The sequence below is a fragment of the Variovorax sp. DAIF25 genome, assembly GCF_050711835.1.
GTDB lineage: Bacteria > Pseudomonadota > Gammaproteobacteria > Burkholderiales > Burkholderiaceae_C > Variovorax.
Window position 1 is genome coordinate 4,295,338 of sequence record NZ_CP136636.1, and the last position, 15,760, is coordinate 4,311,097.

Annotated in this window: 13 protein-coding genes and 3 tRNA genes; 6 read left to right on the top strand and 10 right to left on the bottom strand. The window is 68.7% G+C overall.

Annotated features, from left to right (window positions below):
- Positions 1–18 precede the first annotated feature (18 nt).
- On the top strand, positions 19–1,044 hold the full coding sequence (proX, locus tag R0232_RS19920) for a glycine betaine/L-proline ABC transporter substrate-binding protein ProX (RefSeq protein WP_431509164.1): 1,026 nt from the start codon (positions 19–21) through the stop codon (positions 1,042–1,044).
- Positions 1,045–1,065: 21 nt separating this feature from the next.
- Here proX and R0232_RS19925 read toward each other — a convergent pair whose 3' ends face one another.
- From R0232_RS19925 to R0232_RS19940, 4 genes are read right to left on the bottom strand one after another with little or no spacing between them, the layout of a single operon-like run.
- Positions 1,066–2,001, bottom strand: coding sequence for a 3-keto-5-aminohexanoate cleavage protein (locus R0232_RS19925; protein ID WP_431509165.1), 936 nt, complete (start codon positions 1,999–2,001; stop codon positions 1,066–1,068).
- Positions 1,998–2,495, bottom strand: a complete 498-nt coding sequence (locus R0232_RS19930; RefSeq protein ID WP_431509166.1) for a lipocalin-like domain-containing protein — start codon at positions 2,493–2,495, stop codon at positions 1,998–2,000. The genes R0232_RS19925 and R0232_RS19930 overlap by 4 nt, the downstream gene beginning before the upstream one ends.
- Positions 2,492–3,259, bottom strand: coding sequence for a cyclase family protein (locus R0232_RS19935; protein WP_431509167.1), 768 nt, complete (start codon positions 3,257–3,259; stop codon positions 2,492–2,494). The genes R0232_RS19930 and R0232_RS19935 overlap by 4 nt, the downstream gene beginning before the upstream one ends.
- A gap of 13 nt (positions 3,260–3,272) precedes the next feature.
- Complete coding sequence (locus tag R0232_RS19940) at positions 3,273–4,250, bottom strand: Bug family tripartite tricarboxylate transporter substrate binding protein (protein WP_431509168.1); 978 nt, start codon at positions 4,248–4,250, stop codon at positions 3,273–3,275.
- Between the two features lie 135 nt (positions 4,251–4,385).
- Between R0232_RS19940 and R0232_RS19945 the strand changes: the two genes are divergently transcribed.
- From R0232_RS19945 to R0232_RS19965, 5 genes are all read left to right on the top strand, one after another.
- Entirely contained in the window at positions 4,386–5,090 is a 705-nt protein-coding gene (locus R0232_RS19945; protein WP_431509169.1) for a TetR/AcrR family transcriptional regulator, read from the top strand.
- A 196-nt stretch (positions 5,091–5,286) separates the two neighbouring features.
- A complete protein-coding gene (locus R0232_RS19950; protein WP_209545105.1) occupies positions 5,287–6,840 on the top strand; it encodes a fumarate hydratase in 1,554 nt (517 codons plus the stop codon).
- Positions 6,837–7,700 carry a glutamate racemase gene (murI, locus tag R0232_RS19955; RefSeq protein ID WP_431509170.1) on the top strand — a complete coding sequence of 288 codons (864 nt, stop codon included), beginning with the start codon at positions 6,837–6,839 and terminating at the stop codon, positions 7,698–7,700. Before R0232_RS19950 ends, murI begins: the two co-directional genes overlap by 4 nt.
- 16 nt (positions 7,701–7,716) lie before the next feature.
- Positions 7,717–8,496 carry a hypothetical protein gene (locus tag R0232_RS19960; RefSeq protein ID WP_431509171.1) on the top strand — a complete coding sequence of 260 codons (780 nt, stop codon included), beginning with the start codon at positions 7,717–7,719 and terminating at the stop codon, positions 8,494–8,496.
- 96 nt (positions 8,497–8,592) lie between these two features.
- A complete protein-coding gene (locus R0232_RS19965; RefSeq protein ID WP_431509172.1) occupies positions 8,593–10,785 on the top strand; it encodes an Ig-like domain-containing protein in 2,193 nt (730 codons plus the stop codon).
- 3 nt (positions 10,786–10,788) lie between these two features.
- Here the strand turns inward: R0232_RS19965 and R0232_RS19970 are convergent, their stop codons facing one another.
- The 6 genes from R0232_RS19970 to lon form a co-directional block, all read right to left on the bottom strand.
- Positions 10,789–12,108, bottom strand: coding sequence for an MFS transporter (locus R0232_RS19970; protein WP_431509173.1), 1,320 nt, complete (start codon positions 12,106–12,108; stop codon positions 10,789–10,791).
- 41 nt (positions 12,109–12,149) lie between these two features.
- Complete coding sequence (locus tag R0232_RS19975) at positions 12,150–12,788, bottom strand: DUF6806 family protein (protein ID WP_093344220.1); 639 nt, start codon at positions 12,786–12,788, stop codon at positions 12,150–12,152.
- A 21-nt stretch (positions 12,789–12,809) separates the two neighbouring features.
- Positions 12,810–12,901 (bottom strand) — tRNA-Leu (locus tag R0232_RS19980).
- Between the two features lie 97 nt (positions 12,902–12,998).
- Positions 12,999–13,072, bottom strand: a tRNA-Cys gene (locus R0232_RS19985).
- A 64-nt stretch (positions 13,073–13,136) separates the two neighbouring features.
- Positions 13,137–13,212: transfer RNA gene (locus tag R0232_RS19990), tRNA-Gly, on the bottom strand.
- A 75-nt stretch (positions 13,213–13,287) separates the two neighbouring features.
- Positions 13,288–15,726 carry an endopeptidase La gene (gene lon / locus R0232_RS19995; RefSeq protein ID WP_093344222.1) on the bottom strand — a complete coding sequence of 813 codons (2,439 nt, stop codon included), beginning with the start codon at positions 15,724–15,726 and terminating at the stop codon, positions 13,288–13,290.
- Positions 15,727–15,760: the final 34 nt, after the last annotated feature.

A 15,760-nucleotide genomic window follows, 5' to 3' on the forward strand; every position in this document is an offset into this window, starting at 1 on the left:
ACCGGAGGAACACGACGCATGAAGACATCGATGCATCCATTCGCGCGCGGCCTCGGGCTGCTGGCCCTGGCCTTCGCGGCCGCGACGACCTTCACCCTGCCGGCGCACGCCGCCACCGACCTGCCCGGCCAGGGCATCGTCGTCAAGCCGCTCAAGAGTTCGCTGGCCGAAGAGGCCTTCCAGACCCTGCTCGTGATGCGCGCGCTCGAGAAGCTCGGCTACACGGTCGAGCCGATGAAGGACCTGGAGCCCGCGACCGAGCACCTGGCGATCGCCAACGGCGACGCCACCTTCATGGCCAACCACTGGAGCCTGCTGCACGCCGACTTCTACAAGAACAGCGGCGGCGACGCGAAGCTGTGGCGCCAGGGCGTGTACGCCGACGGCGCGGTGCAGGGCTACCTGATCGACCGCAAGACCGCCGAGCAGTACCACATCACCAACATCGCGCAGCTCAAGGAGCCGGCGATCGCGAAGCTGTTCGACACCGACGGCGACGGCAAGGCCGACCTCACGGGCTGCAACCCCGGCTGGGGCTGCGAGCTCGCGATCGAGAACCACCTGGGCGCCTACGGCCTGCGCGACACCGTCACGCACCGCCAGGGCAGCTATGCCGCGCTGATGGCCGACACCATCGCGCGCTTCAAGCAGGACAAGCCGATCCTCTACTACACCTGGACGCCCTACTGGGTCAGCGCCGTGCTGCGCCCGGGCGCCGACGTGGTGTGGCTGCAGGTGCCGTTCTCGGCCTCGCAGGGTGGCGAGAACGTGGACACGGGCCAGCCCAACGGCAAGAACTACGGCTTCCTCGCCAACCAGGAACGCATCGTCGCCAACCGCGAGTTCGCCGAGAAGAACCCAGCCGCGGCGAAGCTGTTCGAGGTCATGAACGTGCCGATCGGCGACATCAACGCGCAGAACCTGCGCATGAGCGAAGGCGCGAACAGCCAGCAGGACGTGGAGCGGCATGCCGACGGCTGGATTCGCGCGCACCAATCGCTGTTCGACGGCTGGATCGCGCAGGCGCGCGCCGCGGCGCAGTAGCCGTCGGCCGCGCGGCCGGGATCAGAAGGCGACCCGGTCGGCGCCCTTGAGCGCCAGCATGGCGCGCGCCTCGTCGGGCGTGGCGATCTCGTGGCCCAGTTCCTCCAGCAGGCGGCGCACCTTCGCCACCTGCTGCGCGTTCGACGTCGCCAGCTCGCCGCGCGCGATCTGCAGCGAATCCTCCAGGCCCACCCGCACATGGCCGCCCAGCGTCGCGGCGGCCACGGCCAGCTGCATCTGGCTCGCGCCCGCGCCCAGCACCGACCATTGATAGCCGGTGCCGAAGAGCTTGTCGGCGGTGCGCTTCATGAAGACCAGGTTCTCGAGGTCCGCGCCGATGCCGCCGAGGATGCCGAGCACGAACTGGATGAAGACCGGGGCCTCGAACAGGCCGCTGTCCATGCAGAACTTCAGGTTGTAGAGCTGGCCCACGTCGTAGCACTCGTGCTCGAACTTGATGCCGTGCGTTTCCAGCGCACGGGCCGCCATGCCGATGTCGCGGAAGGTGTTGCGGAAGATGTAGCCGTCGGACTCGCGCAGGTAGGACTCCTCCCAGTCGAACTTCCATTGCTTGTAGCGCTGCGCGAGCGGATGCATGGAGAAGTTCATGCTCCCCATGTTGAGCGAACACATCTCCGGCGAGAAGCGCAGCGCCGGCGCGATGCGTTCGGCCACCGTGTGGTTGAGGCTGCCGCCGGTCGACAGGTTGACCACCGCGCCGGTGGCTGCACGGATGGCGGGCAGGAAGGCCTGGAAGCGTTCCGGCTCGATCGAGACCGCGCCCGTCTCCGGATGCCGCGCATGCAGGTGCAGCACCGCGGCGCCGGCCTCGGCCGCCTCGATGGCCTGGCGGGCGATGTCCTCGGGTCGGTAGGGCAGCGCGTCCGACATGGTCGGCGTGTGGATGGCGCCGGTCACGGCGCAGGTGATGATGACTTTTCGGGAAGGCTTGGTCATGGCGTGGCCGATGGGGTGGGTGTTCGAAGGGGTTCGGGCATGGCATCCAGCCCCACGGGGGCGCGCTGCCAGACCAGCTTCAGGACGGTCTCGACACCCGCCTGCGGCTGCGGCGCGGTGCGCAGCTCGACCGTGTCGCCGGCCAGCCGCACCTCGCGGCGCAGGCGGGTCCCGACCCAGTTCGGATAGGTCGAGATATCGACGTGGTGCACGATCCAGTCGCCCTCGCGGACGTAGCGCCCGGCATAGCCGATCGACGAGCGGTACGCCGCTGCGCTCTCGGCGTCGGTGGCATCCTGCCGGTCCGAGCCCGAAAGACGCGCGCGGCCATCGTGCGTGATGAGCGCCGTCATCCGGCCATCGGCGCCGTAGTGGATGACGCCCGAGGGCCGGGCGCCATAGACGTCGAAAAGACGTTCGCCCCTCGGGTCCACGGCGTAGGCCTCGCGCAGATACCAGGTCCCGAGCAAGGCGTGGTCCGGTACGCCGCTCATGGCAGCACCGCCACGGCCCGCACCCAGCCGGCCGAGGCCTTGTGGATCTTCACGGGGAAGCAGATGACATGGAAGCCGCTGGCGGGCAGGAGGTCGAGGTTGGTCAGTTTTTCCATCTGGTAGTAGCCCGTGGTGCGGCCGGCCTTGTGCCCCTCCCAGATCAGGGAGGCGTCTCCGGTGGCGGCGTAGCGCCGGGCGGTGTGCGAGAAAGGGGCGTCCCAGGACCAGGCGTCGGTGCCCACCACGCGCACGCCCTGCTGCGTCAGCCAGAGCGTGGCCTCGCGGCCCAGGCCGCAGCCGCTGTCGAGGTAGTCGGCTTGGCCGTAGCGCGCGGCGGCGGCCGTGTTCACCAGCACGATGTCCAGCGGCTGCAGCACGTGGCCGATGCGCTGCAGTTCCGTGGCCAGGTCCTCGGCCGTGGCGACGTGGCCGTGCGGCAGGTGGCGCAGGTCCAGCTTCACGCCGGGGCGATGGCACCAGTCCAGCGGCACCTCGTCGATGGTGGCGGCGGGCCGGCCGCCGTCCATGGTCGAGGCGTAGTGCCACGGCGCGTCCATGTGGGTGCCGTTGTGGGTGGACAGGTCGATGCGCTCCACCGCCCAGGCCTCGCCATCGGGCAGGTCCTCGGGCCGCAGGCCGGCGAAGGGCCCGGCCAGGGCCGCGAAGGTCTCGCGGTGGTGCTGGTAGCGGATGCGCGGCCCGTTGCCCGGGCGGTCCACCGGCAGGTCGTTCTCGATGGCGACGGACAGGTCGATCAACTGCATGGATGCCCCCGCCTCACTGCTGCGCCAGGCCGATGGACTTCACCAGTCCGGGCCAGCGCTGCGTTTCGGTCCTCAGGTGAGCGGCGGCCGCCTGCACCGTGCCGCCCACGGGCTCGTTGGCGAACTCGCGGAACTTCGCGGCCACCTCGGGCTGCGCGAGGATCGCGTTCGCCTCGCGATTGAGGCGCGCCACCACGTCGGCGGGCGTGCCGGCCGGCGCCACCAGCATGAACCACAGGGAGAAGTCGATGCCCGGCAGGCCGGCCTCGGCGAAGGTGGGCACCTCGGGCAGCAGGCTGGTGCGGGCGCGGGTGGAGACGGCCAGCGGCCGCACCTTGCGCGACTCGATGAAGGGCCGGATGGTGCCCACGTTGTCGCACAGCGCCTGCACGCTGCCGCCCAGCAGGTCGGTGATGGCAGGGGCGGCGCCCTTGTACGGCACATGGGTCACGCTGGCGCCGGCCTCGCGGGCGAACAGCCCGGCGCAGATGTGGTGCGGCGAGCCCTCGCCGGCGTTGGCCAGGGTCAGTTGGCCCGGATGCTGGCGCGCGAAGGCGATCAGCTGGCGCAGGTCGCCCGCGGGGGCTCCCGGGCCCGCCACCAGCACCAGCGGCGCCGACGAGACCTGCACGACGGGCGCGAACGCGCGTGCCGGGTCGTAGGGCATGCGTGCGTACAGCCCCGGGTTCACGGCCAGCGGGCCCAGGCCCGCGAGCAGCAGCGTGTAGCCGTCGGGCCGCGCCTTGGCCACCGCGTCGGCGCCGATGTTGCCGTTGGCGCCGCCCCGGTTGTCGACCACGAAGGGCTGGCCCAGACGCTGCGAGAGCTTGTCCGCGAGCAGACGGGCGATGTTGTCGGTGCCCCCGCCCGCGGGGTAAGGCACGACCAGGCGAACGCTGCGCTCGGGGTACTGGGACCAGGCCGGCGCGGCGGCGAGCACGGCCAGGGACACGGCGGCGGCGGCGCCGCGCAAGAGGGTGAACAGGGTCATCGGGTCTCCACCGGCGGCTCATCCGCCAGTCTTATTAGTTAGTCGATCGACTAATAATAACTGCGGAATCGAGCCCTCGGCAAGGCCAGTTACCATCGATCCCCTTCCCCGCAGCCCGCGCGATCGCGATCCCCGATGCCCGCCACTCCCAAAGCCTCCACGGCCGAAGCGCCCGCGCCCAAGGCCCCGTCGACGCCGCGCGCGCCGCGCAAGACCGATGGCCGCGAAGCCATCCTGCGCGCGGCCGAGCGGCTGTTCGCGGAGCACGGATTCGAGGGCTGCTCGCTGCGCGCGGTGGCCGACCTGGCCAAGGTCAACCAGGGGATGATTCATTACTTCTTCAAGTCGAAGGACGCCCTCTTCCTCGAGACCTACATGCGCGGCGGCCAGCCGCTGGTGGACGAGCGCATGCGGCTGCTCGATGCCGAAGAGGCGCTGCAGGACGGCGGTCCCATCGGGCTCGAGCGCCTGATCGAGATCTTCCTGACGCCGGCCGTGGCGCTCGCGCTCAGCGGTGCGCGGGGACGCAACTTCCTGCGCATGCAGGCCCATCTGCAGCTCGACGGCACGCGCTTCGGCAGCAAGCTGCGCAGCTCGCTCTACGACGACTCCTCGCGGCGCTTCGTGCGCGCCTTCGCGCGCAGCCTGCCCGGGCTCTCGCAGGAGCAGGTCGCCTGGCGCTTCATCTTCGTGCTGGGCACCTACCAGTACGTGCTGGCCGACACCGGCCGGCTCGAAGTGATCTCCGACGGCGCGAGCAACGGCCGCGAATTCGACAAGGCGCTGCGCGAGATGATCCCGTTCCTGGCGGCGGGCATGCGCGCGGCGGGGCCGGCCTGACAAGGTGTGAATAAACCTACTGCGCGCCCCGATCTCGCACCTGCGGTCCTCACCGTACAAAGTACGGCTCCGGTCCTCGGCGCGACCTCGGAGCGCTCGCTACGGTTTCTTCACACCTTGTGAGCGCCCCAGCCGGCGAAACCCGGCGCTGAGATAATCGGGGGGCGTTTCCACACCCTAAGAAAAGCCCCCCACCATGACGACCACGATCCAGCAGGCCGACCTGATCGAATCGATCAGCGCCGCGCTGCAGTACATCAGCTACTACCACCCCGCCGACTACATCGCCCACCTGGCCAAGGCCTACGAGCGCGAGCAGAGTCCCGCCGCCAAGGACGCGATGGCGCAGATCCTCACCAACAGCAAGATGAGCGCGACCGGCCAGCGCCCGATCTGCCAGGACACCGGCATCGTCAACGTGTTCCTCAAGGTGGGCATGGACGTGCGCTGGGGCGGTTTCACCGGCAGCCTCGACGACGCCATCAACGAAGGCGTGCGCCGCGGCTACAACCACCCCGACAACACGCTGCGCGCCTCGGTCGTGGCCGATCCGCAGTTCGATCGCAAGAACACCAAGGACAACACGCCCGCGGTGATCTTCACCGAGATCGTGCCCGGCGACAAAGTCGAGGTGACGGTGGCCGCCAAGGGCGGCGGCAGCGAGAACAAGAGCAAGCTGGTGATGCTGAACCCCGGCGACAGCGTGGTCGACTGGGTGCTCAAGACCGTGCCGACCATGGGCGCCGGCTGGTGCCCGCCGGGCATGCTGGGCATCGGCATCGGCGGCACGGCCGAGAAGGCCGCGCTGCTGGCCAAGGAAAGCCTGATGGACGACCTCGACATGCACGAGCTGCAGGCCAAGGCCGCGCGAAAAGAAGAGCTGACCAAGGTCGAAGCCCTGCGCCTCGAGCTGTTCGAGAAGGTCAACGCCCTGGGCATCGGCGCGCAGGGCCTGGGCGGCCTCGCGACCGTGCTCGACGTCAAGATCAAGATGTACCCGACCCACGCGGCCAGCAAGCCGGTGGCGATGATCCCGAACTGCGCGGCCACGCGCCATGCGCACTTCGTGATGGACGGCAGCGGCCCGGTCTACCTCGAGGCGCCCTCGCTCGACCTGTGGCCCAAGATCGACTGGGCACCCGACGAGAAGAAGAGCAAGCGCGTCGACCTCGACAAGCTCACGCCCGCCGAAGTGGCGAGCTGGAAACCCGGCGACACGCTGCTGCTCAACGGCAAGATGCTCACCGGCCGCGACGCCGCGCACAAGCGCATCCAGGACATGCTGGCCAAGGGCGAGAAGCTGCCGGTGGACTTCACCAACCGCGTCATCTACTACGTGGGCCCGGTCGATCCGGTGAAGGGCGAGGCCGTGGGCCCGGCCGGCCCGACCACCGCCACGCGCATGGACGGCTTCACCGAGATGATGCTGGCCCAGACCGGCCTGATCGCGATGATCGGCAAGGCCGAGCGCGGCCCGGTCGCGATCGAGGCGATCAAGAAGCACAAGAGCGCCTACCTCATGGCCGTGGGCGGCGCCGCCTACCTCGTGAGCAAGGCGATCAAGACCGCCAAGGTGGTGGGCTTCGAGGACCTGGGCATGGAAGCCATCTACGAGTTCGACGTGGTCGACATGCCGGTGACGGTGGCGGTCGACGCCGGCGGCACCAGCGCGCACATCACCGGCCCGGCCGAGTGGCAGAAACGCATCGCCAGCGGCGAGTTCAAGACCATCACGCTGGAACCCGCTTGAGCCTCGCCGCGCGTCCGCAGCCGTCCGCTTCCGCTTCGCCCGTCGGCGTGTTCGACAGCGGCGTGGGCGGGCTGAGCGTGCTGGGCGCGCTGCGCGCGGAGCTGCCGCGCGAGCGCTTCGTCTACTTCGCCGACACCGCGCATGCGCCCTACGGCGAGCGCGGCGACGCCTACGTGACCGAGCATTCGCGGCGCGTGGTCCAGACGCTGGTGCGCGAGCACGGCATCAAGGCGCTGGTGGTGGCCTGCAACACCGCCACCACGGCCGCGATCCACGTGCTGCGCGCCGAGAACCCCGAGCTGCCGATCGTCGGCCTCGAGCCCGCGATCAAGCCCGCGGTGGCGGGCAGCGCCACCGGCCACGTCTCGGTGCTGGCCACGCGCGGCACGCTGGCGAGCGCCAAGTACGCGGCGCTGCGCCATACCTTTGTCCATCCCGAGCGCATCCGCTCGGTGCCCTGCGACGGGCTGGTGGCGGCGATCGAGCGGCTCGACGAGCTCGCCATCGACCAGCTCTGCGCCCACTACATGGCGCTGGCCGGCCCCTTCGGCGGCGACGCCGGCGAGACCGACACCGTGGTGCTCGGCTGCACCCACTATCCGCTGCTGCAGGACCGCCTGCGGCGGCTGGCACCCTCCGCCGTGCGCTTCCTCGATTCCGGCGTGCCGGTGGCGCTGCAGACGCGGCGGCTGCTCGGTGCGGCGGGGCTGCTGCGCGAAGATGCCGCGGCCCACGACGAAGGCTGGGTGGCGCTGCGCAGCAGCGGCGATGCCGCGGTGCTCCAGGCCGCGGCCGCGCGCTGGCTGGGACTGCGGCCTGCCGACCTGCTCCCCGACCGCCCGCAGGCGACCACCGCCTGAACGGCCGCCCCGTTCCATGCGCCCGCTGCGCCACCTCGCCCTCCTGCTCGCCGGCCTGCTCGCGGCCGGCGCGGGCCATGCGGCCTGCGAGAGCGGCCTGGCCGAGCGCATGCACGCCAAGCTGCATCCGCACCGTCCGCTCGACGAACGGCTGGCCGCCTGCAAGCCCTGGCCCGCCTATCCGGGCCGCAGCATCGTCGTGCTGCCGATGCCGCGCGAGACCAGCGACAACGGCGCCAAGGTCTACGACCTCGAGGTGCTGCTGATCCAGCGCCCCGACAACGGCAACACCGAGCGCGACACCGTCATCGGCCGGCTCTTCCAGGCCGAGGCGCTCGACGAGGACCGCCACAACCTGATCCAGGACGTGCGCATCGACACCTCGCGCTACGTGCTCGCGAGCGACACCCGCGCCTTCGGCCTGCGCGTGCGCTACCGCGACGTCGGCGCCGCCAGCGCCGCGAGCGAGACGCTGCGCCTCTACGTGCAGCAGGGCTCGAAGCTGCGCCAGGTGCTGCAGGAGATCGAGCTCGACCGCGAGAGCGGCGAATGGGATGCCTCGGCCTGCGCCGGGCATTTCGAGAAGCTGCGCACCATGCTGTCGGTGGGCAAGGCCGCGAGCAACGGCTATGCCGACCTGATGCTGTCGCGCACCGTCGTGCAGAGCCGCGCGCAGGCATCCGAGGACCAGGGCTGCATCGAGAAGGCGCTGCCCGCGCGTTTCAATTCGGTGACGCTGCGCTACGACGGCGAACGCTACAAGGTACCGAAGTCGCTGCGGCAGTCTTCGTTCTGACACACCGTCTTTACCGTCGAGCACCGCGGTGTTTCACGGAAATGTCATTCCAAAGTACCAGCATGCGCGGTTTGTTCAGAACAACCAACGCGCACCATGACAACGCCCACACCGCTTCGCTCGACCCGCATTCCCTTCAAGCCCATGCTGCTCGCCAGCGCCCTCTCGCTGATGCTGGCCGCCTGCGGTGGCGGCGGTAGCGACGGCGGTTTCATCGGCTTCCTGCCGCCCCCGCCGCCCGCCACGGCGCCGCCGCCGCCTGCACCCCCGCCGGCGCCGCAGCTCGTGTCGAGCGCGACCTTCACGGCCTACCCTGGCGCCACCGAAGGTTCGTCGGACGCCTCCACCGCCTTCGCGCTGCCCGACGGCTTCATGATCGTGGCCGACGACGAGGCCAACGTGCTGCGCGTGTATCCGCGCGCCGGCGGCGCCGCGGTCAAGGAATGGAGCTACGAGACCGATGGACCGAAGCTCGGCAAGGAACTCGACCTCGAAGCCGGCGTGCGGATCGGCGACACGCTCTATCTCACGGGCTCCAACAGCAACAAGAAGGACGGCGGCGATGCGCCGGACCGCTCGCACCTGTTCGCGGTGAAGGTCTCGGGCACGGGCGCCGCCACCACCTTCACCTATGTCAACCAGTTCTCGGCCCTCGAAGCCCAGCTCGTCGCCTGGGACGTCTCCAACGGCCACGGCCTCGGTGCCAACCACTTCGGCTTCGCCGTCTCGGCGGGTGCCGGCGTCGTGCCCGAGCGGGTCGACGGCTTCTCGGTTGAAGGCATGACCAGCGCACCGAACGACAGCGCGCTGTGGCTGGGCTTCCGCGCGCCGCAGACCGGCGGCTCGACGCGCGCCAAGGCGCTGATCGTGCCGGTGCAGAACTACGCCGCGCTGGTCGGAGGGACGGCCACGCAAGCCACCTTCGGCGCACCGATCGAACTCGAACTGGGCGGCCGCGGCATCCGCTCGATCGACAAGGGCACCGACGGCAACTACCTGATCGTGGCCGGCCCCGCGGGCGCCGCCAGTCCCGACGTGGACCGCAACTTCGCGCTGTTCGCATGGAACGGCAATCCGTCGAGCGCGCCGGTCGAGCTCTCGAACGACCTCGAGGCATTGCGCAAGGCCACCGGCGGCAGCTTCGAATCGACGGTCGAAGTACCGGGGCCGGTGAAGGCGGGCACGCAGGTCCAGCTGCTGCTGGACAACGGCGACACCGTGTGGCCCGGCCAGACCAAAGCCTCGAAGGACCTCGACCCGGCCGACCAGAAGTTCGACGGCTTCGTCGTGCGCCTCGGCGAACCCTGGGTCGACACCACCGGACCTCAACTCAAGGTCGCCGCACCGGCCGCCGGCCGTGTCGGCGTGAACCTCGACACCTCGATCTCGCTCTCGTTCAACGAAGCCATCCGCCTCGGCGCCGGCAACATCGTGCTGCACAAGGCCGACGGAAGCGTGGTCGAGACCTTCAACGCCAAGAGTGCCGCCGCGCGCGTGCAACTGGCGTTCAACGTGCTGACGCTGGTGCCGAGCGCCAAGCTCGCCGGCGACAGCGGCTACTACCTGACGGTGGATGCCAACGCGATCACCGATCCGGTCGGCAATGCCTACGCGGGCATCAGCAGCGCGACCGAACTGAGCTTCGTCACGGCCGGCGCGCCGACGCAGCTGGTGGCCGGCGACCTGCTGTTCATGGCGGGCAATGCAGAAGCACCCGATGCCTACGCCTTCGTGCTGCTCAAGGCCGTGAACGGCGGCACCCAGGTGACCTTCACCGACCGCGACCGCAAGGCCGGCGCGCTCGAATTCACCGACATCACGAACGAGACGGCCTTCGTCTGGACCGCCGACCGCAACCTGCCCGCAGGCACGATCGTGACCATCCAGACCGACGTGACGGGCAACCCGATCGCCGACAAGGGCACCACGCTCGGCTCGCCCGGCGGCATCGGCAAGTCCGAGACGGTCTATGCCTTCCAGGGCGGCACCATCGATGGACTGGGCGTGGGCACCGCGGGCAAGATCACCGCGGTCGGCAACTACCTCGCGAGCCTGACGCTCGGCGGCGCGGCCGGCACCATCCCCGACGCGCTCACGACGGCGGGCACCGCCTTCTCGTTCACGGTCAGCCCGGCGAACCAGACCAACGCGATCTACACCGGATCGCTCGACCGCTCGGACCTGCCCGCCTTCGCAGCGCGCGTGAAGAACCCGGCGAACTGGACCATCCGCTACGCGCCGGCCGTGGGTTGGCCGATCACCAACAACAGCCTGTTCAACGGCTCCTGAGAATTACCCCTGCCCTCGCAGCGCGGCCTCGCGGCCGCGCCGCACGTCGATCGGCCACAGCAGCAACAGGCCGGCGACGAACAGTACCGCGGTCGACAGGATCGCGATGCGCTGGTTGCCGGCCGTGAGCCAGGTGACCGCGCCGTAGGCCAGCGGGCCGACGATGCTCGCGAGCCGCGTGGCGAAGGACCAGAGGCCGAAGAACTCGGCCATCTGGGCCGGCGGCGCGAAGTAGCCGGTCATCGCGCGGCCGGCCGACTGGCTCGAACCCATCGCGAGGCCCGCGATGGCCGCGGCCCACCAGAAGCCGCCCTTGGTCGTGACCACCGCAGCGATCACGCAGACCGCGATCCAGGCCACCAGCGTGACGGCCAGCGAGGTCTTGTGGCCGATGCGGTCCTGCACGTAGCCGAAGCCGAAGGCACCGAGCGCCGCCGCGATGTTGAGCACGAAGATCAGCACCATGGTCTCGCTCGCGACGAAGCCGATCACCTGCTCGGCATAGATCGCGGCCAGCGTGATGGCCACCGCCACGCCACCCTGGTAGCAGACGGTGCAGGCCAGCAGGGTCATGAAGTCGCGGTAGGCGCGCGCCTGGCGGAAGGTCGAACGCAGCTGCTGCCAGGCACCCGGCGCCTTGGCGTCGCCAAGGGCCCGCGCGCTCGGCTTGGCGCGCTCGGGCAGCAGCGCGAAGGTGGCACAGGCGGCCGTGCCGTAGATCGCGGCGGTGATCAGCATCGTCACCGGCACGAAGTGCGAGGCCGGCAGGCCGCGGGCCTGCGACCACAGCACGTAGGCCAGGCACAGGCCCAGCGCCAGCATGCCGCCGACATAGCCGAAAGCCCAGCCCCAGCCGCTGACCTTGCCCATGCCCTCGGGCGTCGCGAGCTCGGGCAGGAAGGCGCCGGTCAGCGACTCGCCGTAGGAGTAGAAGGTGTTCGACACCACGATCAGCAGCATCGCGACCGCCACGCCCGTGGCGCCCGAAAAGCGCGGCGAGAGCGCCAGCGCCGCGGTGCCGATCACGCAACCCACGGTGGTGATCGCCAGCAGCCGCTTCTTGGCCGCGCGCAGGTCGGCCCAGGCGCCGATGGCCGGCATCGTGAACATCACGATCGCGTAGGAGATGCTGAGCGCCACGGTCCAGGCGAACGGGCCCCAGGCCGCGCCCTTGGCGATGCCGCCCACGAAATAGGCGGCGAACACGGCCGTGATGACCACGGTCGTGTAGCCCGAGTTGGCGAAGTCGTACATGGCCCAGCCGAACACCTCGCGCTTGCGCACGCCGGCGTTGAGGGCGGAAGAAGGAAAGAGCGCTGCCATGCGGCGGATGGTGGTGGCGCCGCGTGGCAGGCGTGTGGCGCTCAGTGCAGGTGGCGCGGGCGGCGTCCGCCGCCATGGCCGCTGCTGCCGCCGCCACCGGTACCGCCGGTGCCGCGCGGGCGCTTGCCGATCTCGAGCGAATTCACCAGGGCATCGAAGCGGTCGCTGAACAGGCGGTCGATCTCGGCCACCACGCCGCCGAGTTCGGAGCCGTCGAAGTGGCGCTCCATCAGGTTCACCACGTCCTCGACCAGCAGGTCGCGCTGCACCTGCATGATCGCGGCCGGATTCGGGCCCACGAACAGCATCACGAAGTCGTCGCGCGACTCCTCGTCGGGGTCGCCCTCTTCCTCGTCGAAGTCGGTGTCGTAGAAGGTGACCTCGATCGCCGCGCCGCGCTCGGACAGTTCGTTCAGAGCCATGCACATCTCGTCGAGCGCCTGGCGGAAGTCCTCGTCGCCGGCCACGGTCCAGCACATCTGGAGCATGTGGTCCTTGGGCTCGAAGCGGATGCCGGGTTCTTCCTCGTAGGAGCTCGCGGCGCCGTCGGCGAGCGACTTGGCGCCCGCGTATTTCCACAATGGCTTCAGCGCTTCCTGGATCTGGTCGAAACCGACGTCCGAACGCAGGGCCACGTCGCCATGCACATGAATTTCGAATGGAGCGTTGTAGCGAGGCATTGAATGCTCCCTTGTTAGATGTGGTGCCCGGAACGGGGGTCGAACCCGTATGCCCCGATTAAGGAAGCGGCGGATTTTAAGTCCGATGTGTCTACCAATTTCACCATCCGGGCCCCGGGTTGAATGACGACGATACCCCAAATGAAAACAGCCCCGTCAACGTCGGTTGGCGGGGCCTGGGATCATCGAAGCTGTTCAACGGGAGAAGTGTGGAGGCGCGATCCGGAGTCGAACCGGACTAGACGGATTTGCAATCCGTTGCATAACCGCTTTGCTATCGCGCCACGCAGAAAAAACGAAATCGAACTAGCGAAAAAAAGGGAAGCTGTTGCTTCCCTTTTTCAAAACTGGAGCGGGAAAAGAGTCTCGAACTCTCGACCTCAACCTTGGCAAGGTTGCGCTCTACCAACTGAGCTATTCCCGCGTTTCGAGCCTTGAATTATAGACCAGATTTTCGGGGTTTCGCAAGGCGAGCCCCCGAATTTCATGATCGTGTCGTTCAGTGCTTGACCGAGCCTTCCGAAGCCTGCGACTCGCGCTGCTTCGCGATCTCGGCCACGGCCGCCGCCGAGGCCGCGACCTCTTCGTCGGACAGCGGCGTGGGTAGCTTCTCGAGCGCGATCTCGAGCACCTTGTCGATCCACTTGACCGGCACGATCTCGAGGCCGTTCTTCACGTTCTCGGGAATGTCCTGCAGGTCCTTGGCGTTCTCCTCGGGGATCAGCACCGTCTTGATGCCGCCGCGCAGGGCGGCCAGCAGCTTTTCCTTCAGGCCGCCGATCGCCGTGACCTCGCCGCGCAGCGTGATCTCGCCGGTCATCGCCACATCGGCGCGCACCGGGATGCCCGTGAGCGCCGACACGAAGGCCGTGGTCATCGCCGCGCCCGCGCTCGGGCCGTCCTTGGGCGTGGCGCCGTCGGGCACGTGGATGTGGATGTCGCGCTTCTCGAACACCTCGTCCTTGATGCCCAGGCGGCGCGAGCGGCTGCGCACCACCGTGCGCGCGGCCTCGACCGATTCCTTCATCACGTCGCCCAGCGAACCGGTGCGGCTGATCACGCCCTTGCCGGGCATGGTCACGGCCTCGATCGTCAGCAGGTCGCCGCCGACCTCGGTCCAGGCGAGGCCGACCACCTGGCCGACCTGGTTCTGCTTCTCGGCCAGGCCGAAGGTGAACTTGCGCACGCCGAGGAAGTCGTTGAGGTTCTCGCCGGTGACCGTGACCTTGGGCGTCATCTGCTTGAGCAGCAGGCCCTTGACCACCTTGCGGCAGATCTTCGAGAGCTCGCGCTCGAGCGAACGCACGCCGGCTTCACGCGTGTAGTAACGCACGATGTCGCGCACGGCCTCCTCGGTGACGAGCAGTTCCTCTTCCTTCACGCCGTTGTTCTTCAGCTGCTTGGGCAGCAGGTACTTGATCGCGATGTTGGTCTTCTCGTCCTCGGTGTAGCCCGAGAGGCGGATGACTTCCATGCGGTCCAGCAGCGCCGGCGGAATGTTCATCGAGTTCGAGGTGGCGACGAACATGACGTCGCTCAGGTCGAAGTCGACTTCCACGTAGTGGTCGCCGAAGGTGTGGTTCTGCTCGGGATCGAGCACCTCGAGCAGCGCGCTCGACGGGTCGCCGCGGAAGTCGGTGCCCAGCTTGTCGATCTCGTCGAGCAGGAACAGCGGGTTGCGCGTGCCGATCTTGCTGAGCCCCTGCAGCACCTTGCCCGGCAGCGCGCCGATGTAGGTGCGGCGGTGGCCGCGGATCTCGGCTTCGTCGCGCATGCCGCCGAGCGCCATGCGGGTGTACTTGCGGCCGGTCGCCTTGGCGATCGACTGCCCGAGCGAGGTCTTGCCCACGCCCGGCGGGCCCACGAGGCACAGGATCGGCGCCTTGACCTTGTCGACACGCTGCTGCACCGCGAGGTACTCGAGGATGCGGTCCTTGACCTTCTCGAGGCCGTAGTGGTCGGCGTTGAGCACCGCCTCGGCATTCGCGAGGTCGTGCTTGATCTTGGTCCGCTTGGCCCAGGGCAGACCCACCAGCACGTCGATGTAGTTGCGCACCACGGTGGCTTCGGCCGACATCGGCGACATCAACTTGAGCTTCTTGAGCTCGCCCTCGGCCTTCTTGAGCGCGTCCTTGGGCATCTTGGCGAGCTTGATCTTCTTCTCGATCTCCTCGATGTCCGCGCCCTCCTCGCCTTCGCCGAGCTCCTTCTGGATCGCCTTGACCTGCTCGTTGAGGTAGAAGTCGCGCTGGTTCTTCTCCATCTGGCGCTTCACGCGGCCACGGATCTTCTTGTCGACGTTGAGGATGTCGACCTCGCGCTCGAGCTGGCCGAACAGGTTCTCCAGCCGTGCCTTGGTGTCGTCGAGGTCGAGCACCGCCTGCTTGTTGTCGAGCTTGAGCGGCAGGTGCGCGGCGATCGTGTCGGCCAGGCGGCCCGGATCGTCGATGCTCGAGATCGAGGTCAGGATCTCGGGCGGAATCTTCTTGTTGAGCTTCACGTACTGGTCGAACTGCTGCATCACCGCGCGGCGCAGCGCCTCGACCTCGGTGCCCTTCTCGCCGCCCTCGGGCGCCGCCACCGGCGTCACGTTGGCCGAGAAGTGGGTCTCGCCGTCATCGATGCGGTTCACGCGGGCGCGCTGCTGGCCTTCGACCAGCACCTTCACCGTGCCGTCCGGCAGCTTGAGCATCTGCAGGATGGTCGAGACGCAGCCGACCTCGAACATGTCCTCGACCGAGGGCTCGTCCTTGGCGGCGGCCTTCTGGGCCACCAGCATGATGCGGCGCTCGGCCTCCATGGCCAGCTCGAGCGCCTTGATGCTCTTGGGGCGCCCCACGAACAGCGGGATCACCATATGGGGGAACACGACGACATCGCGCAGCGGCAGCAGCGGCAGATCGATGGCGTCGGCGGGCAGAGGGGTATGACCGGACATGGATATCCTTTGATTGATCAAGCAAAGATGGTCG